At 38.6% G+C, this 23,963-nt stretch carries 17 protein-coding genes and 1 other annotated feature; of the genes, 8 read left to right on the forward strand and 9 right to left on the reverse strand.

Features of this window, described 5'->3' with window-relative positions; translation table 11 throughout:
• Positions 1 to 107 precede the first annotated feature (107 nt).
• Positions 108 to 1,553: a carbon starvation protein A gene (locus D3H64_RS06370; RefSeq protein WP_121565443.1), complete on the reverse strand. Its 1,446-nt coding sequence runs from the start codon at positions 1,551 to 1,553 to the stop codon at positions 108 to 110.
• 605 nt (positions 1,554 to 2,158) lie between these two features.
• Between D3H64_RS06370 and D3H64_RS06375 the strand changes: the two genes are divergently transcribed.
• The 3 genes from D3H64_RS06375 (at position 2,159) to D3H64_RS06385 (ending at position 5,517) form a co-directional block, all read left to right on the forward strand.
• Positions 2,159 to 3,478, forward strand: a complete 1,320-nt coding sequence (locus tag D3H64_RS06375) for a M18 family aminopeptidase (RefSeq protein WP_121565473.1) — start codon at positions 2,159 to 2,161, stop codon at positions 3,476 to 3,478.
• Positions 3,479 to 3,777: 299 nt separating this feature from the next.
• Entirely contained in the window at positions 3,778 to 4,068 is a 291-nt protein-coding gene (locus D3H64_RS06380) for a hypothetical protein (RefSeq protein ID WP_121565444.1), read from the forward strand.
• Between the two features lie 288 nt (positions 4,069 to 4,356).
• A complete protein-coding gene (locus D3H64_RS06385) occupies positions 4,357 to 5,517 on the forward strand; it encodes a hypothetical protein (protein ID WP_121565445.1) in 1,161 nt (386 codons plus the stop codon).
• A 463-nt stretch (positions 5,518 to 5,980) separates the two neighbouring features.
• Here D3H64_RS06385 and D3H64_RS06390 read toward each other — a convergent pair whose 3' ends face one another.
• The 4 genes from D3H64_RS06390 to brnQ (D3H64_RS06405) all read right to left on the reverse strand — a co-directional run bounded on the left by D3H64_RS06390 (position 5,981) and on the right by brnQ (D3H64_RS06405) (position 10,982).
• The gene (locus D3H64_RS06390; protein WP_121565446.1) at positions 5,981 to 6,496 is read right to left on the reverse strand and encodes a hypothetical protein; all 516 of its coding nucleotides are present in this window, start codon (positions 6,494 to 6,496) and stop codon (positions 5,981 to 5,983) included.
• Between the two features lie 37 nt (positions 6,497 to 6,533).
• Positions 6,534 to 7,463, reverse strand: coding sequence for a hypothetical protein (locus D3H64_RS06395; RefSeq protein WP_121565447.1), 930 nt, complete (start codon positions 7,461 to 7,463; stop codon positions 6,534 to 6,536).
• A 751-nt stretch (positions 7,464 to 8,214) separates the two neighbouring features.
• Positions 8,215 to 9,522 carry a branched-chain amino acid transport system II carrier protein gene (gene brnQ, locus D3H64_RS06400; protein ID WP_121565448.1) on the reverse strand — a complete coding sequence of 436 codons (1,308 nt, stop codon included), beginning with the start codon at positions 9,520 to 9,522 and terminating at the stop codon, positions 8,215 to 8,217.
• 113 nt (positions 9,523 to 9,635) lie between these two features.
• Entirely contained in the window at positions 9,636 to 10,982 is a 1,347-nt protein-coding gene (gene brnQ, locus D3H64_RS06405; RefSeq protein ID WP_121565449.1) for a branched-chain amino acid transport system II carrier protein, read from the reverse strand.
• A gap of 67 nt (positions 10,983 to 11,049) precedes the next feature.
• Positions 11,050 to 11,276 (reverse strand) — a binding site (T-box leader).
• Positions 11,277 to 11,639: 363 nt separating this feature from the next.
• Between brnQ (D3H64_RS06405) and D3H64_RS06410 the strand changes: the two genes are divergently transcribed.
• From D3H64_RS06410 to D3H64_RS06425, 3 genes are all read left to right on the forward strand, one after another.
• Positions 11,640 to 12,197, forward strand: coding sequence for a TetR/AcrR family transcriptional regulator (locus D3H64_RS06410; RefSeq protein ID WP_121565450.1), 558 nt, complete (start codon positions 11,640 to 11,642; stop codon positions 12,195 to 12,197).
• Positions 12,198 to 12,212: 15 nt separating this feature from the next.
• Positions 12,213 to 13,085, forward strand: a complete 873-nt coding sequence (locus D3H64_RS10245) for a DUF2871 family protein (protein WP_158589246.1) — start codon at positions 12,213 to 12,215, stop codon at positions 13,083 to 13,085.
• 613 nt (positions 13,086 to 13,698) lie between these two features.
• Positions 13,699 to 14,841, forward strand: coding sequence for an MFS transporter (locus D3H64_RS06425; protein WP_121565452.1), 1,143 nt, complete (start codon positions 13,699 to 13,701; stop codon positions 14,839 to 14,841).
• 158 nt (positions 14,842 to 14,999) lie between these two features.
• Here D3H64_RS06425 and D3H64_RS06430 read toward each other — a convergent pair whose 3' ends face one another.
• The 4 genes from D3H64_RS06430 to D3H64_RS06445 form a co-directional block, all read right to left on the reverse strand.
• Positions 15,000 to 16,904, reverse strand: a complete 1,905-nt coding sequence (locus D3H64_RS06430) for an ABC transporter ATP-binding protein (protein ID WP_121565453.1) — start codon at positions 16,902 to 16,904, stop codon at positions 15,000 to 15,002.
• Positions 16,885 to 17,646: an energy-coupling factor transporter transmembrane protein EcfT gene (locus D3H64_RS06435; RefSeq protein ID WP_158589247.1), complete on the reverse strand. Its 762-nt coding sequence runs from the start codon at positions 17,644 to 17,646 to the stop codon at positions 16,885 to 16,887. Before D3H64_RS06435 ends, D3H64_RS06430 begins: the two co-directional genes overlap by 20 nt.
• Before the next feature lie 16 nt (positions 17,647 to 17,662).
• Complete coding sequence (locus D3H64_RS06440) at positions 17,663 to 18,298, reverse strand: ECF transporter S component (RefSeq protein WP_121565455.1); 636 nt, start codon at positions 18,296 to 18,298, stop codon at positions 17,663 to 17,665.
• Between the two features lie 930 nt (positions 18,299 to 19,228).
• Entirely contained in the window at positions 19,229 to 20,968 is a 1,740-nt protein-coding gene (locus D3H64_RS06445; RefSeq protein WP_121565456.1) for an Mbeg1-like protein, read from the reverse strand.
• A 263-nt stretch (positions 20,969 to 21,231) separates the two neighbouring features.
• Here D3H64_RS06445 and D3H64_RS06450 point away from each other — a divergent pair, with 263 nt between their 5' ends.
• A complete protein-coding gene (locus tag D3H64_RS06450; RefSeq protein ID WP_121565457.1) occupies positions 21,232 to 21,942 on the forward strand; it encodes a response regulator transcription factor in 711 nt (236 codons plus the stop codon).
• Positions 21,935 to 23,671 (forward strand): two-component system histidine kinase PnpS, encoded by a 1,737-nt coding sequence (gene pnpS, locus D3H64_RS06455; RefSeq protein WP_121565458.1) that lies wholly within the window; start codon positions 21,935 to 21,937, stop codon positions 23,669 to 23,671. Before D3H64_RS06450 ends, pnpS begins: the two co-directional genes overlap by 8 nt.
• Positions 23,672 to 23,963 lie beyond the last annotated feature (292 nt).

Consider the following 23,963-nt stretch of genomic DNA (forward strand, 5'->3'; position numbering starts at 1 on the left):
CGATTTTATGGATAAGAAAAAGGATCCAATTGTCACTCGATTTAAACGAGTTAAGGCAATTGGATCCTTTAGTTTAGTCAGCTATTTGAGACGGACTGGATAAGCGATTAGGCTGGATTATTTTGACTTTCTTTGTTGCCAATGACACGATCCTTCGCTTTATTGACGACGAAAGTCATGGCAATAATGATGATACCACCGATAATAGCACCTAAGACAGTACCCTTATGAGCGCCTAAATGGAAACCTTCAGGAGCTTCCAAGATATAAGTTGTGCAGACTAAGGTCATGAAGGCGGCTGGTAGGTAGGTGAAGATAGGGTTCTTCTTGTGGTGAATGAGGAAGGCTGTAGCTGTCCACAAGACAACGGCAGCTAGAGATTGGTTAGAAAAGGCGAAGTAACGCCAAATCATACTAAAGTCCATTCCGGCTAAGATGTAAACTAGGATAAAGAGAGGAATGGCAATGACCAATCTGTTTTTCAAAGGACGTTGATCCAGTTTTAAAGCATCAGCGATAGTTAAACGTACGGCACGGAAGGCTGTATCCCCAGAAGTAATAGGGCAAGCGACAACCCCGAGTACAGCAAGGATACCACCGACAGTCCCCATCAAGCCAAAGGAAACTTGTGTGACCACTTTGGCAGGAGTAGAACTAGCTAAGATGTGGTGTAATTGTGGCACACCACCAAAATAGGCAGATGCTGCGCTGGCCCAAACCATAGCGATGATTCCTTCAGTGATCATGGCACCATAAAAGACGATATGACCATATTTTTCGTTCTTAATGCAACGAGCCATCATAGGAGATTGAGTGGAGTGGAAACCAGATATAGCCCCACAGGCGATGGTAGTAAATAGCATAGCCCAAATAGGGTTGTGGTCAGGGTTTTGGTTAGCTAGGCTAAATGTTGGAATAGTGTAACCCTTGACAATTAAGCTGATCCCAATCCCGAATGCCATGATTAAGAGGGATGCCCCAAGCACAGGATAGATTTTCCCGATAATTTTATCAATGGAAACGATAGTGGCTAAAATGTAGTAACAGAAAATGATAATTAGCCAAACGGAGAAACTCGTGATGCCAAAGAAGCCACGACTTTTCAAAATATCAGCGGGGCCTGTCATAAATACGGTACCCGTTAAGATTAAAAGGATGACCGAGAAGACCCGCATGATTTGACGAGCGGTATTGCCTAAATAGTCACCAGCTACTTCAGGAATAGAAGCACCATTAGACCGAACGCTCATCATACCAGAGAAGTAGTCATGCACGGCACCACCGAAAATACAGCCGAGTGCAATCCACACAAAGGAAGAAGAACCAAAAAGAGCCCCTTGAATCCCTCCGTAGATTGGCCCTAAACCCACAACGTTTAAAACTTGAATCATGAAAACTTTCCAAGTGGGTAGCGGGGTGTAGTCAACGTCGTCACGTAATGTGTAGGCAGGAGTGGTACGATTTTCGTCCGCACCAAATAGTTTATGAATAAAGAGTCCGTAGGTAAAGAATCCCCCTACGAGAATGAGTATTCCGAGGATAAATTGAGTCATAATCAACACCTTCTTTATTTAATAAAACTGACTTACTATGCGACTATAAAGAAATAATAACAGCAAATACTTCCTTAATATAAAAATTTTATATAAGGCATAGTTTGTTTATGCAAATCAATTATAAACGGTTGAGGTGGAGCGATATAAATGACTTTTTTTAGGAAATCACCCCCTACGGATTCTTGAAATAATAATTCCTTATTATGTCTTACCACTTTTTTTGAAAAAGTTCAACGATAGGCACGAAAATATATTCCTAAAATAGTATACATAACAAATGAAGAAATAGATATATAAGCTTGAAGAATGAGTGTTTTTTCATAAATATTTTGCTATAAAAGTTATTTAGAAGAAAATTTATAAAAAATGGTGATCAGATGTATAGGAGTGAAGGGGGCAGTTGTCTAGTAGTGGAAAGAGTAGAGTGGGATCGATGAGAGTTTGTGGATTGGCGTGACAGGATATTTGAGTTATAATGAGAACGCTGAAAAAGCGATAGAAAAGGCCTTAGCTAGAAAATAAGGAGGGACATATTTAGGGTTTACAATTTAGTCTATTGTGAGCTTTTAGGGATCATATCTTTAGTTGGAGAGGGGAAAATGATGGATTATTTAGAAATTTCACAAGAATTAGTAGATTTTATACAAAATAGCCCGAGTATGTTTCATTCCTGTGAGACGATTAGCCTGGTATTGGAAGCGGCGGGTTTTAGCTACTTGAATGAAGGGGATGCTTGGCAGTTAGAAAAGGGTGGGAAATATTACACCACTCGTAACGGTTCTTCGCTTATTGCCTTTACAGTGGGACAAAATTTGTCCGATTACCATTTTCAATTAACGGCTTCTCACAGTGATTCGCCAAGCTTCAAGATTAAAAGTGTGCCAATTTTAGAGGGGCCTGGTGAATATATTCGCTTGAACGTTGAAGCTTATGGTGGGATGATCGATGCTTCTTGGTTTGATCGTCCATTAGGGATTGCTGGACGTGTTCTTGTTCGAGAAGATGGAAAAGTTGTCTCTAAACTATTGCATATCGAAGATGATGTGCTCATTATCCCTAATGTAGCCATTCACATGAATCGAAAAATTAACGATGGCTTTTCTTTCAATCGTCAAGTCGATCTTTGCCCGCTGTTTTCTACTGGGGAATTAAAGTCAGAAGACTTTGATCGGATGATTGCCGAATACTTAGGTATTCAAGTAGAAGATATTCTCTCTAGCGATTTATTTGTGGTGAACCATCAAGCTCCTAGTATTTGGGGATTTGCCAAGGAGTTTGTGTCGACGCCTAAATTAGATGATTTACAATGTGCTTATGCTGCCTTAAAAGCCTTTGTTTCAAGTGAGAATGATGAAACTATCAATGTTTATGCTTGTTTTGACAATGAAGAAGTAGGATCGAATACCAAGCAAGGAGCTATGTCGACATTTTTATATGACAGCTTGCAAAGGATCAATAGCGCGCTGGGTTATACAAGTGAGGATTACTATCGAGCAGTTGCTAAATCCTTCTTGGTTTCATGTGATAACGGGCATGCGGTTCATCCTAACCATGGTGAAATGGCAGATGATGGCAACCGGAGCTATATGAACAAGGGGATTGTTTTGAAAGAAGCGGCTAATCAAAAATACACGACAGATGCTTTTTCTCGAGCTGTCTTTAAAGAGATATGTCACAAAGCTCAAGTCCCTTACCAATACTTTGCTAACCGATCGAATATGGCTGGAGGTTCTACTTTGGGGAATCTGTCGAATATTCAGGTGAGCCTGCATGCATTAGATATTGGTTTACCCCAATTAGCCATGCATTCTGCTTATGAAACTTGTGGGAGTAAGGATACCCTTTATGCTGTTGAAGCTCTGACTCAGTTCTACAATTCGACGATCAAAGTCAACTCTGCCTTCGATTTTTCTATTAACTAAGCCTAGTTATAGATTTGTTTGGATAAGACTCAAGGATGAGGAACAGGTCAAAACAGATTCTTGAAGCAAAAATTTGGCAGGATATGGATCTAGAAGCTAAAGTGTCCAATTTTTATGAGTACTATAAGCCAAGTGACCTATGTTACGAGTAAGATAAAAGAAGAAGGATAGCCTCAGATTAGGGGTTATCCTTTTTCATTACGCTAAGAAAGAAAGCGCATACTTTACAGCTGGGGAAAGTGTTATAATGAAACTAAGCTTTGTCGAACATCTTGCTAAGAAATTAAGGAGGAATAAAAATGACACGGCATATTTTGACGATCTGTTCATATGAAACGCGAGTGGATTTAGGGGCGTATTTCCATTTGAAAACAGACTGGTTTAAGAGTGATGAGGAAATCACTTCTATCATTATTGATCAAGATAATGTGTTTTCGAAGATCCTATCCATCTATCCTAAAAATTTTGTGATGTATCTTGAACAGGATCAAAATGGGTCGATTTATCGTAGTAATTATCCTTTGATCTTACATGAGGGACAAGATTATTACGAAGTAGATTGGGACAAGAAAAGTCTTCTAGCTCAATAGTTTAAAGTGTACAAAAAAGGTTTTTTAGCAAAAATATTCATATGAATTTACGAAAGATCCCATTTAGATAGTCTTTTTTTGCTATAATGAAGCAATGAATTTGAAAATACTGATAGAAGCAAGGGAAAAGAAGTCCAATGCTGATAGAAGCAAGGGGAAAGAAGTCCAATGCTGATAGAAGCAAGGGGAAAGAAGTCCAATGCTGATGGAAACAGGGGAAAAGAAGTCCTTTGATATAAAATATGTAGGAAAGACTATTTGGGCATTGCTCATTAGGGGAGGGACCGTATGGAAAAAGAAACAAATAGGAAATTAAAAAAGAATATTGGGCTAGAGAACTTTATGTGTCTGGTCTTATTTTTTGGCTTGTTTGGAGCTATATCTAGTAAGATGGGTGCAATCAACATGATCAAAACGATGATGAGTACAGGTTATGATCTGTTGATGAATGTCTGTTTGTATTTAATGGCTATTGCGGTCTTAGCTGGGGCAGTTTCTGGTGTATTCTCCGAATTCGGGGTGATTGCTCTAGTGAATAAGGTCTTATCTAAGGTGATGCGACCTATTTATGATTTGCCGGGAGCCTCTTCTTTGGGGATGATGAATTGCTATCTATCAGATAATCCTGCCATTTTAACCTTTACACATGATGATAATTTTAGAAGATATTTTAAAAAGTACCAAATGCCAGCCTTGACTAACTTAGGAACTTCATTTGGTATGGGTTTGATCACTACAACCACTATGATGGGAATGAATGTGAAAGGTGCGGTGACCAGTGCCTTAATTGGAAATTTGGGGGCTATTATTGGATCTGTTGTATCTGTTCGTTTAATGATCCGAGCTTGTAAAAAAATGTATGGGACAGAAGAAATGGTAGAAATTTCTTCCAAAAAATTAATTCCTGAAGATAAGCGGGTCATTAGAGAAGGTTCTGCTGGATCAAGACTGATTCAATCACTTTTAGATGGCGGACGAGTAGGGGTTGACATGGGAGTCTCCATTATTCCTGGCGTAGTGATTATTTGTACCTTGGTGGTTATTTTGACTAAGGGACCTGCTGCAGGGGGCGTTTATACAGGCGCAGCGAATGAAGGGATTGCCTTCTTGCCTTGGCTTGGTAAGCAACTCAGCTTTGTGATTAATCCCCTATTTGGTTTTAGTGTGCCAGAAGCTATTGCTGTGCCGATTACGGCTTTAGGTTCGACTGGGGCAGCTATAGGGGCTGTCGCAAAGATGGCAGAGGTTGGCCGAGTGACGTCGAATGATATTGCAGTTTACACAGCCATTTGTATGTGCTGGAGCGGGTATATTTCAACGCATTTAGCCATGATGGATGCCTTAGGGACAAAAGAAGCAACAGGGAAGGCTTTGGTCAGTCATACCATTGGAGGTTTAGTGGCGGGAATTTCGGCTCACTTGATCTGCGTCTGCCTTAATTTGATCTAATGGTCATTCATCTATCCTGAATTTCCCGACCAATAATGATGTAAGTCGTACAAATCCTAATATTATAGGTTTTGTACGATTTTTTATTGGCTTTTAAATAGTTATGTAGCAAATTCATAACGCGGCGATATAAATGGCAATAATAAAGCAATTAGATAAAAGGTATGGTATAACTTATGTATATGAAGTCAAGTCATACTGGGACAAAGAAAAGAAGCAATCCCGATCTAAACGTACTTTAATTGGAAAAATTTTCTTGAAAATCCTTTAACTCTTAAAACGCTCTCAATAGATTGAATAACAGAAACTTCTTTAAGAGGAAGCTGAAATTGCAGCAGTGACGAAGCTAGTTCATTGCGACTTACAAATGGATACAATTATACGATAGCAGTTTGCGATGCCCTTCATAATAAAAAGACAACTAGAATCAATTTACTAACTAATTCTAGTTGTCCATAATATATTAATTAAATTTAGCTCGATAAATTCTATCGAATAGCCACTGCAAATTTATCAATGGTTTTGTTTGTTTGTTAATCACTGGTTGAAAAATTTTATAAATATCTCTTTTTACCTTTTTAACATCTATGTTTTTAATATCAACCTTACCTTCACGTCTGTCTCTGCAATAAGTCAATTCGAAATTGCTGTTAAAACTATATGATTTATAGTCATTGCTACCATAGTGGTACTCCTTGCCATAATGGCTAGCAAACCAAGGTACATCTTCCGACTTATAGTTATTATTATAAATAACATTTCCACCGTCAAAATCATATTCTATTCCTTCCAGTTCAGGATTATAAATCCAATCCAAATTATCAACTAGCAACATAAGTACAGGCTCTACACCTTTCTTATGTGGTGTGTTTTTAGCATAGTATACTGAATTTGATTTTAAATTTGCGTAACTATATCCAACCAATATTGATATTACAACCACTACCATAATGCTAGCCATTACAAATTTCTTTTTCATTTTCTGCTTCCTTTATCTCCGTAATCTCTTGAAAAAACTATCTATTGTTTTTGCTATTTTTCTTAATAAACTTGGGGACTGGTTTAGTTGCATTGCGATGGATATATTTAGCAACTGCTTGTATTACTTTTTGACATATAGGTTGCACTATAGGTCTAATTACTTTGTTATAAACAGGTTTTGCTACTTTACTGTATACTGAATATATTATATTTTTATGAAGATGCTTTGCTCTAGGTTTTATCCCCTTCTTTATTACGGGCTTAACAATTATATTGCCTACAAAATTAACAGCAGGTTTGATAATCTTATTTTTAATTGGTCGTATAATTTTCTTATTAATAAATTTAACTGTTGGCTTGATTAATTTTTGAACCACGGGTTTTAATGTTTTCTTTTCTGCAAATGATAATACTGACTTAACCATATTTTTAACAAAATCTACAACAGGTTCAATAGTGTTATAATACAGTTTTTTACCCAGTGTATTTATTATTATTCCACCTAACGAAATTGAATCTGCTAATAGAGAATTAATTGGGCCAAGGACTTTTGTTCCTATGAACTGCCATGGATCTTTTACGAATAGTTTTGCTCCCGAACCGATTTCTGCAAAAATTGCACTCAGGTATTTTGACGGAGATCCCATAAATTGCTTTAATTCTTTTCTCCCCTTTTTAAATAGTGTCAATGCAATTAATCCTAAACCACCAAAAGAAGCAATCGCCCCAAAAATATTTAAAAGCTCTTGTTCTTTTTCTGCAACTCCTTTACCAGCTTGAAGTTTAAGAACCTTTTTATATAGGCGGTCTCTTTCAATATCCAGATTTTCCATATGATAATACTTGATAATAGCTTTATCCAAAGTTAAATCTTTAAAATCAGGATGATAATGGAAAATTATTGCATCTATGTCTGACTTTTTATCTTTATCATCATCAGAATTGTTATAAGCATTATTTTGCACATATTTCTGATATTATTGTAGCTCTTTTCCATTATTTCCCCCTTGTTTATAAGATGCTTTTATATATTATAAACAAGTTTTGAATGAAAAAAGTTACAATTTCTTTACTCTTGTACGCAGTTTCTTCTATATTGTATAGTTAATTGCAAAATGAAGTTGGATAATGAATAAAGAAAGCCCATACAGCCTTTCTAAGGAAAATTATTTGTACAGCACATAGCCTTAATACTTATCGCCTATATTAAGAGAGAAATGGCACTGAGTGGATTAAATAAGAGCTATACAATTGATGATGTGTTGTGCAACTTAGACCAGATTTATGGCTATTGGGATGACTCTTTTGGTTTTACTTTAGGATCAGTATTGAGTAAATATGATCAAATTTATGAAGGGTTAAAAATAATACCACCTGCTTATAGCTGATGTTTGTGGTTATGAGTCAGGGAATTTCGGCTCACTTGATCTGCGTCTGCCTTAATTTGATCTAATGGTCATTCATCTATCTTTATTCCTAGGGCTAGAAGAGAATAGAAAATTAAAAAGCATCGGGAACTATTGACCCTAAACGATCTCTAGGATCAGTTCAGGCAAGAGTTTCTGATGCTTATTTTAGTGTTTTATATGACATGTAAAGAAAGTCGTCTGTCTTTTTCACCAAACAAAAAGTATAGAGCCAAGAAAGTCGTCTGCCTCTTTTACCGAACAAAAGTATAGAGGCAAAAAATGTTGAGCTAGTCCTAGCTATAATAAGCTAGTAGACTTTCTTCAATTTTTGATAGCACATGTGTAAAAGAGTGAAAAGTAGCCCTAGCAAGATAGCTGGACATAACCATTCCAATCCATAGTTGTTGAGAGGGAATGTTTTACTAAGTGCAAGAGAGGGAAAACGAATGGCCAGGCTTTGATCGGCACTTATCAGAGCTTCTGTCAATCCAACGTAAGCCGCGCCAATGACAGCGCCTATATAAGTTGAACGGTAAGGGAGGTATCTATCGATGAAAGCCATGAGGATAAGGGTCATGACGATAGGGTAGATAGCGGTTAAAACGAAGGCGGCAATAGTGATAATACGTTCTGTCCCAATTAAAGAGATGACGAATTCAATGCTTACTGCTAGCAAAGTCAGTCGTTTGTAGGATAGTTTTCCTCCTGATAGGCTGACAAAGAAGTTGCTAAAAGCAGAGGTTAAGCCAATAGCTGTTGTCAGGCAGGCGAGAGCCACGCATATCCCCATGATAAGATTGCCTGATTGTCCGAGCAAGGCAGATACGGTGGCAGAGAATACACTGGTACGATCTGCTTGTTGACCCAAAAGTCCAGAGACGCTGGCTCCTGCATAGGCTAGTGAAAGGTAGACAAGGGCTAGAAGGACGAGTGCAACTAAACCAACTAGAGCACCTGCTTTCATTTGCAATTTCTTATCTCTATAGCCTCTGTTGCGCAGTTCATTCATGACGATGCTGGCTAATAAGGAAGTTCCTAGAGCGTCCATGGTTTGATAGCCTTCCTTGAAACCGTATGAAATCGCATGGTCGATATGACTTGTCCCCATGACTTTAGCAGGGTGTAGAATAGCCATACTCACTAAGAGAGCTAAAATGAGCAAAATAAGCGGAGTCAAATATTTACCGATTGTATGAACGATTTTAGAGGGGTTCAGTGACAAATAAGCGGTCAAGGAAAAGAAAATCAAGGAGCTGATAAAAGCTGGGACAGCAGGAAATACCGCTTGAACAAATATTTCATGGGTGGTGGCGCCGGTCCTCGGAACTGAAAATAGAGGGCCGATCAAAATGATAGATACTCCGGCAATGAGTTGACCGAAACGAGGGTGGATCCTTTGCCCGTAAACATCGGCAGCCCCACCAAGTTGAATAGCTCCCAAGACCCCAAGAATAGGGAAGAAGGGATCTGAGGTAAGGAAACCAAAAGCAGCTTTATACCATTCTTCCCCACTGATATAACCTAGATAAGGAGGGAAGATCAAATTACCTGCTCCAAAAAAGATAGCAAAGAGAGCGAAGCCGATGATTAAGATGTCACTTGTTTTTATTTTCATAATATTACCCTTTTCTTAAAGTATTATTAGAAATATAATAGCATAAAAAGGAAGTAATTTCATGAAAAAAATAAAAGCCTCCCTCAATTGAGGGAGACTGATGATGAGTGAATCTAGTTGGCTAATTCTTCTACTGGAGAAGTTTCTGTTTGCTTTAGGAACATTTTTTCAACAACTACACTCACGCTTAGTAGCAATAATGTTGGGACGAGCCAACCTAAACCTTTATCTGTTAGAGGAAGCTTTTCAGCTAGACTAGTTAAGAGAGGAAGTCTAAGGTTAAAGGTGTTCTTTAACATGTCCACAAATGGGAGGAAGACCGCTAAACTTGCTGCAGCAACATAGCTTTTACGAGTGTATTGAAGTAAGTCATGGCTGCTCCCCATAACGATGAGAACAAGAGCTACAGGATAGATCATTGTCAATACTGGAACAGAGAAGGCTAATAGTTTATTCAGGCCGAAGTTGGCAACGACGAAGGAGAAACCACTCCAGATCATGACCCATGAACGGTAGGATAATTTACCTTTAAATAGAAGATGGAAGTATTCTGCCCCAGAAGTGATCAGACCAACACATGTTGTTAAGCAGGCTAGGGTGAAGATAGCGGCTAAGAAGACAAGACCGAAGTTTCCAAGAGACAAGTGAACGGCCTTAGTCAAGATGCTTGCCCCATTTTCAGCACCTGCAAAGCGATGAGAAGTCACCATACCGATAGAAGAAAGCATAGCATAAACTGCAAAGAGGACACTACCAGCGATGAGACCGGCTTTCATAGTGTAGCGGGATACTTCTTTACTGTCGGTCACACCAAAGCGACGGATAGCCATACTGATGACGAAACCGAAGTTTAAGGCGGCAACAGCATCCATCGTATCATAACCAGATAAGAAACCTTGGATCACTGGTGTATCAGCGTAGCTCCCTACCGCACTAGCTACATGTTTAGGCATCATCATGATACGGAAGAACATGAGGGCGATCATAACAAGTAGAGCTGGAGTTAAATATTTGCCGACCCGTTTAACTAATTGGTTTGGGGTTAAAGAAATCCATAATGCCGTACTAAAGAATACCAAGGTGTAGACAAAGCGGGCTAAGGCAAGGCTCATACTAGCAGGAACATAAGGGGCAACTGCCATTTCAAAGGGTACAGCACCTGCTCTTGGAATACCTAAACCAGGACCAATGGAAAGGTAGATTGCAGTGGTGAAAAGTAAGGAAAAAGTAGGGCCAACCCGATGAGCTAGTTTGGAAAGACCTTCAGTTTTCCCAACAACAATAGTTCCAAGAACAGGGAAGATAACAGCAGTAACGGAAAAACTGAGTAAGGCTAACCAAGTACTTGAACCGGCTTGATTACCTAGTAGGGGAGGGAAAATGAGGTTCCCTGCACCAAAGAATAACCCGAACAACATGATAGCGACTTGTGTAAACTGACTTCTAGATAATTTATTCATCTAAAAACCTCCTTCTTTTTCTTTCTTTTTTTAAAAAAGCTAATAAAAAAAGCCCATTGTCATCTTGACAAAGGACGAAAGTTCCGCGGTACCACCTTTTTTCTTACCGAAGTAAGCGCTCAAGCATCAAACAATGCTGGGAGATGATAACGCATTCCACTGCGACAGACCTTACTCTATTCAGACCTGCACTAAGAAAAATGATTTTCGCACTCACTTCCGATGTAAGCTTGCACCAAACGCTTACTCTCTGAGATCTTCCATCAGGCTACTCTTTTTTTCTAATAAATTTCTTTGGCTTTTTTAATTATAGGGCTATTTTAGAGGAGGATGAATCACATGTCAATACTTTTTCAGAAAAAAATTATTTTTTTCTGAAAATAACTCTTTTAAAAGGGTGAATGAAAAATAAAGAGCATAAATAGAGAACGGTTTAGCTGGAAGAAATCGTTAGTGTTAGGACCTCGTTTTAGTTGTACGACCCCATTTTTTAAGAGGAATAGTCAATAGCTGGATGGGCTTATTTGAGAGGAGTATCTCTTCTGTAACAGACTTTTGTTAGGCGAATCTTTTGACCGATTAACTAGTTTGATCTAAAATGAACAGTGTTCACATATAGAAAGTAGCGCAAAAGAATGGAGGGAAGACGAGGGAAAGATGAGAAGTAAATTATCTAGTCAGGAAGAAGTGTTGACCGCTTGTTTAGACATTGTGGCAAAGGAAGGATTGAATGCTTTGACCATGCGACGAGTGTCCCAAGTTTCTGGCTTATCTCTAGGCACCCTGTATCATTATTTTTCAAATAAATCGGATTTGATGAATCAAACTGTTGCGACTATTTGGCGTTTGATGATGAAAAATTTACCAGTGCCAAGCGAGCAATCTTTAAAAACTTATATGGCCGGTCTTTACAAGGCAGTTCAGGATATAGAAGTGACCTATCCTGGCTTTTTGTCAGATCATGCGAGAGTTTTATCAGCTAGTGGACAGAAAGATCAAAGTGAGGGGATGGATCGATTGCATGACTGGCTAGAAGATTCGATGTTAGAATGTTTGCTTCATGACAGTCAGATAAGGCAAGGACGATTTGATTCAGTATTTTCTAAAGCAGACTTTGTCCATATGATCAGAATATTATTTTTCCAATGTTTGACGAACAATGATCCAAGCATAGAGAGTTTACTAGCTTTGATGCAACATTATTTGTATGTATAAGAGGAGGTTAATAGGATGAAAGTTAATAAAGTTAATTTACTGGCTATTGCAAGCTTTGTTTGGTTGATAGCTGGATTGAATATTTTGCTTATAGGGCTTAAATTGTTGCCGGAATATTTGAATTTTATAACAGGAATTTTGGCGCTCCTTGTCTTTGCTTTGTTTAGTTTTAAAGTCTTTGACCCTTTAGTTAGAAAGCATACGAGTCGTATTTTAAAATCAGAGGAGGAGAAGTTGGCTTTTTGGAAGTTCTTTGACCGTCCTTCTTTTCTTATTATGGCTGTCATGATGACGATGGGAATTTTAATTCGGCGTTTCCACTTGTTGCCAGAGATGCTTATTGCTTTTTTCTATACTGGGCTTGGGGCGGCACTTGCTTTTTCGGGCATTCGCTTTGGCCTAAGATTTTATCGTTACCGTGAAAAGTTGTCTGGGGCTTGTCGGTTATTGAATGCAGCGAGAAATTATTTCCTTTTAGCGATGGCTTCAGGGGTCTTTTATCGTGAGATGACCAAGTGGATGAGATTTTCTAGCCCGACAGCTTTAGGGAAAGTTCATGGGCATTTGTTCTTACTAGGGACAGGGGTATTTTTGTTTCTTTTCCTACTGAATCAACAAGTAGATTTGAGCCAGCACCACCTTTTTGATCGCACCATGATTTTTTATCAACTGAGTCTTCTTTTGCTGGCTTTGTGTATGACCTTACGAGGTTTAGCCGCTGTGATGGCGTTTCCTATGTCTCCTGCTATGGATTCTGGCTTGTCTGGACTGGCTGGTTTAAGCCATCTTGCTATCTTTATATCGAGTCTCCTTTGGTTTAAGATAGTGAAAGAAGAAAGTATACGAGCCTTTCAGGAAAAGTCTAAGGGCAATATAGCTAAGGCTTGATGAAGAGCAAAAGCTAGATAGCTAAGCAAGATGCAGACTTAGGCGGACGATTAGCTAAAGAATGGGCTAAAAGAGAGTAGCGTAGACCTAGGATTTGATAGCGGTGGGGAAAGTGTGGCATAAAATAGTTGGACGAAGAAAGTCGACTCATGCAGCCTGTAGCAACTCCCATCGCTTTTTTCTTGACCGGGAAAATTGCTATAATAAAAGGGAAATAATCTGTTCTTTCTATCTGTTCTGTAAGAGGGAGATTCAATCGATCCTCTTGAATAAAATAGTAAAAGGATATGAAAAAAACAGCGCCTAGTCTTGCGTCTGGTGAGTGAAATATGGGAATATAGGGACGTTGTGCTGCTTTTAGACACAAGGGCTTATTATGATAGGGATAAAAGCGTGCGGTTAAAGGATGAAGAGCCAAGTTAAAGGATAGACAAGACCTAGCTTCTTCATAGTAGACTGATGATGAAGAAAAAGCTAGCATTGATCTGATGCGCCCACAAAAGCAGCTTCTTCATAGTGACTAATGACGAAGAAAAATCTAGCATTGATCGGATGCGCCCACAAAAGCAACTTCTTTATAGTGGATAAATGATGAAGAAAAAGGGGATAAAGCATGTCAAAAGGAAAGATGCAACTTGGAAAATTGACTTTGATGGCTGGGGTAACTTTTTTAGCGATTATTTGCGAATTGATGCCATCTGGGATTCTCCCATTAATATCAAAACATTTTCAGCTGACGAACACAGAAGCAGGTGCCTTGGTGGGTATTTATGCGATAGCTTCAGCGTTATTTGGAATTCCTCTGATTTCACTAACAGTTGAGTGGAATCGGAAAAAATTACTGTGTAGTCTATTGCTTGGATTTGCCTTTTCCAATCTTTTAGTAGCGCTTGCTCCTTCTTATCCACTTGCTCTAATTGGGCGTGTCCTTGGTGGGATGTGTGTAGGTGCCTTGTGGCCAATGATTACAGCTTATGGGATGTCTATCGTTCCAATCGGACATCAAGGGCAAGCTGTGACCTACATTATGTCTGGTATTACAGTAGGTATGTGTTTTGGTTTACCTGTGATGACATTTGTTGGAAACAAATTCGGTTATAAAATAGCCTTCGCTCTTATGGGAGGGATTATATTACTCTTGGCGCTTCTTTCTTATCTCTTTCTGCCAGCAGTTGCTGGTGAAAAAAGAAGTGCGGCCAATTCGCCAATAACCATGCTAAAAAATCGAGGGGTTTTGCTGGTATTGATCTTTACTTTCATAGGAGTTGGAGCGAATTACGGTGCCTATACCTATTTGACTAGTTTAATTTCTGATATAGCTTATCCAAGTATAACTGAAGCGCAAATTTTCTTTGGTATTGGTTCGATAGTAGCGGTAATGATTGTCATGAACTTTATTGATCGCTATTTCCATCTCCTTTTATTTGGCTTGTTTGCTCTTGGTGTTTTGACAATGGTGATTTTTTATGGAGGGCAATCACTCTTCCTGCAACATCTGGCTTTTGTGCTTTGGGGGCTGACATTTGGGTCTCTTAGCTCAACATTTCAAACGGCAACAGCTAGACAGGTTAAAGAGGGGACGGCTGTAGCTAATGCTATTCAGTCTTGTTCCTTTAATTTAGCGGTCATGCTAGGATCTTTGACTAGTGGGCTCTTGCTTGAAAATTTTGGTTCCCATGTCATTAGTTTAGTTGCAGGGGTATTTTTAGCTATTGGGGCTATATTAGCGGTCGTTTGTAGGAAACAACTGGCCTAAGAATGAGAAAGTTGAAACTAAAAAGAAGCAAGCTTTTTCTGACTAAGAAAGAGTTTGCTTCTTTATCTATTATGGAGATATGAACACCACTGCTATTAAGTGAAAGGGTCATGGGATATCGTCCTATTTGAAAGGCTCACAGGAGAAGTGGGAAGGGGTTAATTTGTAGATAGATAAGACGCGACTTGATCAGCGAGGCCATCCATGTCTAGTGTCTTAGGAGGGATCCCTAAAGCTTGACTGATCTCTATACTAAGAGGAGGGTGTAAATGCGCCTGCTTGAGTAATGTTCTTTGGCAGAAAATCTCAAGAGGAGTAGAAGCTTGGACTATTCTACCATCCATAAGGACAAGAAGCTGATCCATGCATTCAGCGACAAATTCCATATCATGAGTAATAGTGATGACTGCTTTTCCTTTTTGACTGAGCTGGTTAATGATATCTTGAATTTGGCGCATTCCATTAAAGTCTTGTCCGGCATTTACTTCATCTAAAATAACAACTTCAGGGTCAAGGGTCAAAATAGCTGCAATAGCGACTAACTTTCTAGTGGATAAGGGGAGATCATAGGGATTGTGGCCTAAATAGTCTTCTATCCCACAAAGATTCGCGAAATAGTGAACTTTCCGATCAATGTCATCGATTTCTTTTTGATGGTGAGCCAATTTTTTGAGAGAGTAAGCGAGCTCATCATAAACGCTTGCGTTGAAAAGTTGGTCATCTGGATTTTGGAAAACATAGCCCACGTGATGAGTTAATTGAGCGGTAGTCATATCTTTTGTGTCAATCCCCCTGTAGAGGACTTGGCCACTGTCTGGCCGAATTAAGCCGTTTAATAATTTGACTGTAGTGGTTTTCCCAGCACCATTTTGACCGATAATAGCGAGACGTTGACCAGAATGGATAGTAAAAGAAATATCTTTGACGGCTTTTTGACCATTGGGATAGCTATAGGACACTTGACGAATGTCTAGTAGGGTTTCTTTTGAAGAGATGTTAGAGAAAGAATTTTCATCCCTTATAGGAGCTTCTGTTATAGGAACTTTCGTTGTAGGAGCTTTCGTTGTAGGAGCTTTCGTTGTAGGATCTTTTGTTGTAGGAGCTTTCGTTATAGGCGCTTCTGTTTTAATAGCTTCTGTTTTAGTTGCTTTGACCTGTAAGTCTTTTGAAAGGCCTTTATCCATCTTGTGAAATTGAGACGTTTTTTTGAGTTGACCATCTTTTTTGACTTGTAGCAGCTGGCTGGCAACTGATTCAGCCGAGAGTAGTTTGGGGGAGAGATAGATAGCTTTTTTTTGCAATTTTTCCTTGAATCTAACGATTTTTGGAACTGGAATTCCGTAACGAAGCAAGTGACTATCTGAAAAAACGGTCGAACTAGGGCCGTGTTCTATAACTTGTCCATCTACAAGAACCAATAGTTCATCGGCCAACTGAGATAAGAAATCTAATTCATGCTCCACTAAAAGAATAGTTTTTCCTTTTTCTTTGAGTTGGGCGATGGTTTCTAATATATGCTGACTGCTTTCAGGATCTAATTGAGAAGTGGGTTCATCGATTAAGAAAATATCTTGATCCATCACTAAAACTGAGGCCAAGGCGACTCTTTGTTGCTGACCTCCAGAAAGCTGATAAGGGTGCCTTTTAGCGAGTTCAGAAAGGCCAGTTTCTTTTAAGATCCGATCGACTCGGTTTTCAATCTCCTCTTTAGCTAGGCCTAAGTTTTCAAGCCCATAGGCGACTTCTTCATAAACTGTAGCTTTTACACCAGAAATTTGTGTGAAAGGGTTTTGAAAGACAAAACCGATCTGATGAGCGAGTTCAGAAGAGGACATATGGAAAACAGATTGATCACCGATCAAGATATCACCAGTATAGCTTCCAGGGTAATATTTTGGAATAAATCCTCTAATTGCATGCAGTAAAGTGGATTTACCAGCCCCATTTGAGCCGATGATGCCATAAACTTTGCCGGAGTCAAAAGAAAAATTAATATCTTTTAAGCTTTCTTTTTGAGCCAATTCGTAGCTAAAGGAGAAATTTTTAAGCGTGATAGAAGCCATAAAGAATCCTCCCAATAATTAAACTAATTATGGTAAAGTAAGCAAACTTGCGTAAAAGATGGTCGATTTTTTGATCTTTAATTTCTCTGAGATAAGTTTTAGGAGATTGGCTGAAAAAACCACGAACTTCTAAGGTGATAGCTTTTTCTTCCACACCTACAATAGCAGATAAAATCACTGGGGCTAGAATAGGGAAGAAGGCCTTAGCACGTGTTAATAAAGACCCTTCAGTTTCGATGCCTCGAGATTTCTGAGCCTCTGTAATCTTTCTTAAACGCCTTTTCATTTCAGGTATCCAGTCAATTGAGGCCAGTAAAATGTAGCTGAGTAAAGGAGAAACCCCCTTTTGCTCAATAGCTAAGGCTAGGTCACGAACGGGGATGAGGTGAGTTAGAAAGAGGATAGTCGTGATGAATGCCATTAGTCGTGTACTATAAGTTAAGGCACGATTTAAACCGCCTTGTGTGATGCGAAAGATCCCCACTTGGTAAAGATTTTGCCCAGATGGTAAGAAAAAGAGTTGAAAGAAAAATATAATTCCTCCTACTAAACAGACAGTTTGAATGAATTGACGGGAAAATTTTTTGAAAAAACTCGTCCAGATGGAAAGGAATAAAATGCTGACTATCTCTAAAAAAACAATAGGGTAAGGCATGATAAAAGCGACTACCAGCCCGATCGACAGAAGAGAAAGATGAGTCAGGGGGTTCAGTTCTCTACATTTAGCGGCTAAATTGTTCATGAATGCTTGGCTCCTCTTAAGGGCGAGAATGGGGGTTTTTGGCATCGATAAAAATGCGGCCATTAGGGAATTTGATGAGGTAACGATTTGACATGAGTTTAACTATAGAATGAGCTAGCCATAAAGAGGCTAATTTATCTGGAAGTTCAGCAAGGGTGGAGCCGATGAATTGAGCGGGCCAGAAAGGCAGACCCATGGCCATTAATGTTGCTTTCAATCCATCTGTCCCATCAGATCCAAAACCGCCAAAGAAAGCTACAGTTACAGCTACAGACATGACAGAAGCAATAATGGCAACAATTAGTCCGACTAGCAGTAATCTAGGCAAAGTGTTTAATAATTTTTTCCGAGTAGCAAAGCCGACAAAAAGGGCGACGGTAGCTGAAACCATAGAATAGGCGATATAGGCAGGGTTAATGGCAATATTTTTGACGATGCTGGTTAAGACAGCTGTTGCTACACCAACAAAGGGACCGGATAAGATCGATACAATGAAAGTGCCGATCATATCAAGATAGAGAGGCAATTTCAAGCTATAAGTCAGCGTGCCGGCTATATAGTTAATAGCTACGGCAATTGGAATCAGTAAAACGGATAAGACGGTAAATTCCTTTTTTAGACTAAACGATACATTTTTTTGTGTGTTAGGCATAATAATCCTCCTAATAATATAGCTTAGTGTATCTCTATATAAGAAGAAATCTTAGGAAGAAAGAGAGGAGTCCGCGGCCGAGTAAGTCAATCTTCCTAGTTAACTTGTTAATAAATACACTAACTGATGATAATAAGTCCTGCTTTAGAAAGCAGCTAGACACATTGTACCAATTATTTCACTAAAATTAACTATAAATCATGATTTTATCTTAAAAAAATATGTTAAATAGTGAGCAATACTAGGAGAGGGGATGCATTTTAGGGATGAAGGACTAACTTAAAACTTGAAAAAACATTATTAAATCGGCATTTTCTTGCTTTCTTCAAATAGATAGAGTGCTTGAATGGTTGTTTATGGATAATTTCTATAAATAAATAAAAATTAAAGATATAATCAATATATGCATTTTAAAAGTCGTTCTAATATAAAGACTAGTAGCTTTATCTCTATAAAAAAATAGGCTAATTATGTAGTGGTAAATAAGTGGTGCGAAGAAAGAAAAAGGAGTAATCATTTAGAAGTGAATATGTGTGTTAGTTCACAAAGAGAAACTGACTTTTTTTACGATAATCTACATAAGCTATATTTTAGTATCTTTTATAGTTTCTTGATGAGAAGATTTGACATAAGTATAGATGACTGTGAAAGTCTTTTCTAATTTGGTACATTTTTTGTGGGCACTTTGTCAAATTTTGTTGGTAAATTTAAAGTTCGCTAGAATGCTTGTTGAGTGAGACAAAGATCCCCTCTACTAGTCAAGTTAAGTAGAGGGGAGACTTTTTAACGATTAGATTTTATTTGATCTGGCGATTTTAACCGTATTTGAAAATTTCTATCAATTTTTTTAGCAGGAGACTTCAGAAATTTCGGCACTTTGTCAATTTTGTTAAAGTATAGAACCAAAATTTCCTTCCATTAGCTTTTGCATTAGTCTGTAGCATTCTTTCTAAGATCGTCTTTTAAATAGTTTGAAATGAATTCAAAGAGCTCCCTTTTTTGTTGATAGCGGTAATGGCTATAGAGAATGAGGGCTCCTTCTATGAGGAAAAAAGGAGAGAGGAAATAGGGGAGTGTTTGGCAGAGTGAGGGACGTATAGCGAAAAGAAGAGCAAGAATGCCTTCTGAGAGCAAGAGGCTTATACCTGTCCCAGATAAGCTGGCTTGTTCTTTGTAAAATTTCCAGAGCCTCAAGCAACGCAAGATGGCAAAAAAGAGAAGGTAGAAAACAAAAAAATGAATTTGGATATTCTGTGTAGCTTGTTGAACATGGCTTAAAAAGTGGATCAGAAAAATGACGGCTGTTAAACCGGAAAAGAGGAGCTCTTTTCTTACTAGACCCCTTTGCTTATCTCGGTAGAAAGAGATTAGATCTCTTAAACCTGATAAAAGGCTCATTATCATCATTATACTGAGGATGAGAAAACTGAAACTTAACGATTGAAAAGGGATAAATAAAGCAAGTCCGCCGAAAATTATAGCTAGAATAATGGAGTAAGGGGATTGGTTGTGGGTAGCGTGCTGGACAACCGTTCGATAGCTCAGCCATAGGGGGTCGCCTAAAGAATGAGCAAATTCTTTCTTGATGAAGTTTAATTTGACCTGATGGCTAATGAGTTTAAAATCATAAAGAAGCGTAAAGACAAATTGACGGTCTCTTGAAGGTAAATCTTTTATTTCTTCATAGAGATTAGACAAAAATTCTGAAGGGTCACTGGAAACTGTCTCCCATCTTTTAAATCCAGTCCGATACATAACAGAAAAGACGATATCAAAAAAGCGTTGGATATCATTTAAACTATGATAGGCCTGAAATATATCTATGGCTGTAGAAGTAGCCTGACTATCTAATGAAATATACGGAGCTCTTAGAAAATATGTTTCGTCAATTTGCCAGAGTAGCATGATGTGTTGAAGGTAGGAAAATCCTGCACTATAGATAATTTCAGCTTCTTGGTCATTTTCGAGTAAAGTTCCAAATCGTGAATCTTGAGGGAGATAGTTTAAAATCTTTTGTTGAATATTTTTATAACCTGGAGTCTGGTAGGACGAACTAAATACACCTGGTCCATCGAAGGAATAGATGGCTTCTATTTGTTGTTGAAGTTTGGGATGGAGTCGGCTAGCTGACTCTACGACCAAATTACCTCCCTTTGAGTGACCAATGAGAAAATAAGGATGCTGATTATGTTTTAGGACGGATGTGAGATAATCGGTCGCCATTTGTTGAGAAGGCATTTCCTGATTGGAGGCGAGATTGAAGTCCTCCTGCCAACCAACGAAAGAGCCATCAGTTCCTCTCATCAAGATAAGATGGGTATCTTTGCCTAAATCCACTGCGAAAGCGGCAAATTGGAGCTTGTTTTCCTGACTGGTTTCACCAGAAAAAGCATATAGGCGCAAATCTTTGAATCGCTTTGCGTTTACCAGATCTCTTAATAATTTTCTCCTGGCTTCTTGCAAAAAACTAGAAGATGGCGTGCAAGAAGAAGAGAAGGCTTGATAAATTTTCTGGAGGGATTGACTGTACTCAGAAGATAATTCCCTTGGGATAAAAGGATCCAAAGTGACATAGGAAATTTCGGCTAGAATGGCAAAATCAACTTCATTAACGGGACTGTCGCTAAAAGGGACGTCTTTATATTTTTCTAGGTAATCATTAATCCGCATAGGATAGCTCCTTTATGAGAAAGCGTCTGGTGATCTAAATCTATTGTAGCGAAGGGATGGCTTCCTTGCTATGATTTTTTGAAAAATGCTAGAAGGCAAAGCACAGTGTAAAAGGAACTCGTGTAAAACTAAGCTATCAGAAGGAAGGCCTTTTAAAGTATTTCTAGGGGGATGAAATTTACAAGAATTTAACATAATTTACCGATAATTCCTTGAAGAGCTAGGGACTTGTTCGATATGATTTAGAAAAGGGGGGATTTCAGGTGGATAGGGTACTCCTTATAGAAGATGAGCCTTCTATTGTCAAATTAATCCGTTTGAACTTGGAGAAGTCTGGCTATGAAGTTGAAGCCAGTTTGGATGGCTTGGAGGGATTTGATCTTGCTTTACATCAGGAATGGGATTGTATCATTTTGGATTTGATGCTACCTGGGAAAGATGGGATGGACATTTGTCGTGACCTGAGATTGGCACAAAAAACTACACCCATTATTATGTTGACGGCTCGTGATGAGGAAATTGACAAAATTCTCGGATTGGAGTTAGGGGCAGATGATTATATGACCAAGCCTTTTAGCCCTAGAGAGTTGATAGCACGTATTAAGGCTGTTAGGCGGCGTATGCGTCAAGAATTAAGTAAAGCTGATCCCTTGACCTTAGAAAATACTAAAGAAAAAGTGATTCATTTAGGAGATTTGATCATTAATGAAGAGAGTTTCGAAGTGACTTTATCAGGAGTCAGCTTAACTTTAACCCGAAAAGAATTCGAATTGCTCACTTATATGGCTAAAAGGGAAGGGCGTACCCTATCAAGGGATATTCTTTTAGAGGCTGTGTGGGACTACCCTCTTGCCTTGGATACACGGATTGTCGACGTTCATATATCTCACTTAAGGGAAAAGTTGGGAGAAGACCATCCCTATATTCAAACAGTGAGAGGCTTTGGCTACAAGTTGGTGAAGATGGATGATTAAACAACTAAAAAAAGCCTGGCAAGCTTATGCCACTTTTACGGCTCTAGCCATGCTTTCGCTTTTGTTTTTTGGGAGTTTTCTTTTTGGAAAAGCTTGGCATGAAGCGGAAAGCTATCAGGCATCTGAAGAAATAGCCAAGCAGCAAATGGCTTTTGTAGCTAAAAATAAGCCTAGTCAAGATGATTTAGTTGATTATTACAGCAGTTTAAATAAAAGTCAGTCCAAGGCTTATTGGTTACTAGCTGAGCTTCCTAGAAGAAAGAAGAAAAGTAAGCTTTTAGTTAAAGCACCATATTTGACTGATCAACAAGAGAAAAGATTACTAGAAATTAAAACTTGGGGTAGAGTGAAGACGAGGTATTTTTTTGCCTATCGTTTCAAGATAAAGAATTTAGCTGTATTCTATATTATTCCAAGTGACCCTATTCGTTTCTATACGACGAATAGGAGCCAGCCGATTTTGGCTTTTCTTTTTTTAGCTTTACTGGGTCTCCATTGGCATTTTAAACGAAAAATTCATTTAAGTATCCTGCCTTTGGAACACTTAGAAGAAGCGATAAAAAAACTTTCTCTTGAACCGGGTAAAGAAGCTTATAAAGAGATGGATTTCCGTTCTGTAGATGAAGTGGGCGGGCAATTAAATCGTTTAGCGAGGACTTTCCATGCGACAGAAGAGCGCTTGGAAAAAGCACGAAAACAAGTGGAATTACTGATGGAGCATTCCATTATGGGGGTTCTTTTGTTAGATGATCAATATCGCGTTCTTGTGGTAAACAAGGCGGCAGAACAATTATTGCATAAAAGTAGACGGCAGATGAGGAAAAAGTCTTATACCTTGGCTCTAGAATCCTATGGCCTTCAACAATTAATTCAGAAAGCTTATGAGAGTCAAGAAGTGCAAAAAGAAGAAGTTTTATTGTATTATGCATCTGAAAAAATGGTTGAAGCAACAGCTCTTCCGATTGATACGGTAGAAAGTCATGAGGAAGAAGTAGCCATGATCGTAGCCTTGTATGATATCAGTTCTGTTCGCCAGTTAGAGAAAATGCGGAGTGAATTCGTGGCCAATGCCTCTCATGAATTGCGGACCCCTTTGACGGCTATTAAGGGATTTGCGGAAACTTTGATGGATAAAGATTTAAGAGATGATGAAAGCTTAGAAGAATGTTTGTCAATTATTTATAAAGAATCCGTTAGGGTAAGTGCTATTGTGGAAGATATTTTGACTTTGTCACGTTTAGAAAGTCATGCGGAAAGCCTGTCTATTGAAAGTGTTGATTTAAAAGAACTGCTTGAAAGCGTATTTTGTCTCTTACAAGACCAAGCAGAATTGGCAGGTGTTCGTTTGATCAATCATATTAAAGCCGGTAGCAGAATGGAGACAGATCCTAATCGCTTAAAACAGATCCTCTTGAATTTGGTAACTAATGGGGTGAATTACAATAATGCTCCAGGCTATGTGGAAGTTTCGCTGGAAGAGAATCAAGAAGCTTTTCGCCTACTGATCAAAGATGATGGAATTGGTATTCCTGAAGAAGCCCAAAGCCGCATATTTGAACGTTTTTATCGGGTAGACAAGGCCCGTGGACGAAAGATGGGTGGTACTGGTTTGGGATTATCTATTGTGAAACATTTAGTGAAATCTTTAGGCGCTAGTATAGAAGTGAATTCTACCATGGGGGTAGGGACTTGTTTTACAATTACTTGGTTGAAAAAAACGAAGGATTAATCTTAGGAGTTTGAGATTCGCTTTCCTGAGATTTCTATGCATGGATAAGGTAGGGATTAATTCTAGGCCTAGTAGCGTGATTTCAGAAGCTAGGGGTATTTAAAAAAGATCAGAAAGTTAAAGAAAAACCTTTACGAAATAGCAGAAAGCAGGTCAAGGGACTTATAGAAGTACTCTTGGCCTGCTTTTTTTGAAATAGAAAATATTGAGGAAACTTTTTTGAAATAGAAAATATTGAGGAAACTTTTTTAATAGGACATATAGAGGCCGATTTTTTGAAGACATGATCATG

The organism is Atopobacter sp. AH10 (genome assembly GCF_003664595.1).
Taxonomy (GTDB): domain Bacteria; phylum Bacillota; class Bacilli; order Lactobacillales; family Aerococcaceae; genus Atopobacter.

What these genes read in the sequence shown, in the direction of transcription:
- D3H64_RS06370 (WP_121565443.1), bottom strand. Translation starts at nt 1,553, where the DNA reads ATGACTCAATTTATCCTCGGAATACTCATTCTCGTAGGGGGATTCTTT.
- D3H64_RS06375 (WP_121565473.1), top strand. Translation starts at nt 2,159, where the DNA reads ATGGATTATTTAGAAATTTCACAAGAATTAGTAGATTTTATACAAAAT.
- D3H64_RS06380 (WP_121565444.1), top strand. Translation starts at nt 3,778, where the DNA reads ATGACACGGCATATTTTGACGATCTGTTCATATGAAACGCGAGTGGAT.
- D3H64_RS06385 (WP_121565445.1), top strand. Translation starts at nt 4,357, where the DNA reads ATGGAAAAAGAAACAAATAGGAAATTAAAAAAGAATATTGGGCTAGAG.
- D3H64_RS06390 (WP_121565446.1), bottom strand. Translation starts at nt 6,496, where the DNA reads ATGAAAAAGAAATTTGTAATGGCTAGCATTATGGTAGTGGTTGTAATA.
- brnQ (WP_121565448.1), bottom strand. Translation starts at nt 9,522, where the DNA reads ATGAAAATAAAAACAAGTGACATCTTAATCATCGGCTTCGCTCTCTTT.
- brnQ (WP_121565449.1), bottom strand. Translation starts at nt 10,982, where the DNA reads ATGAATAAATTATCTAGAAGTCAGTTTACACAAGTCGCTATCATGTTG.
- D3H64_RS06410 (WP_121565450.1), top strand. Translation starts at nt 11,640, where the DNA reads ATGAGAAGTAAATTATCTAGTCAGGAAGAAGTGTTGACCGCTTGTTTA.
- D3H64_RS10245 (WP_158589246.1), top strand. Translation starts at nt 12,213, where the DNA reads ATGAAAGTTAATAAAGTTAATTTACTGGCTATTGCAAGCTTTGTTTGG.
- D3H64_RS06425 (WP_121565452.1), top strand. Translation starts at nt 13,699, where the DNA reads ATGTCAAAAGGAAAGATGCAACTTGGAAAATTGACTTTGATGGCTGGG.
- D3H64_RS06430 (WP_121565453.1), bottom strand. Translation starts at nt 16,904, where the DNA reads ATGGCTTCTATCACGCTTAAAAATTTCTCCTTTAGCTACGAATTGGCT.
- D3H64_RS06435 (WP_158589247.1), bottom strand. Translation starts at nt 17,646, where the DNA reads ATGAACAATTTAGCCGCTAAATGTAGAGAACTGAACCCCCTGACTCAT.
- D3H64_RS06440 (WP_121565455.1), bottom strand. Translation starts at nt 18,298, where the DNA reads ATGCCTAACACACAAAAAAATGTATCGTTTAGTCTAAAAAAGGAATTT.
- D3H64_RS06445 (WP_121565456.1), bottom strand. Translation starts at nt 20,968, where the DNA reads ATGCGGATTAATGATTACCTAGAAAAATATAAAGACGTCCCTTTTAGC.
- pnpS (WP_121565458.1), top strand. Translation starts at nt 21,935, where the DNA reads ATGATTAAACAACTAAAAAAAGCCTGGCAAGCTTATGCCACTTTTACG.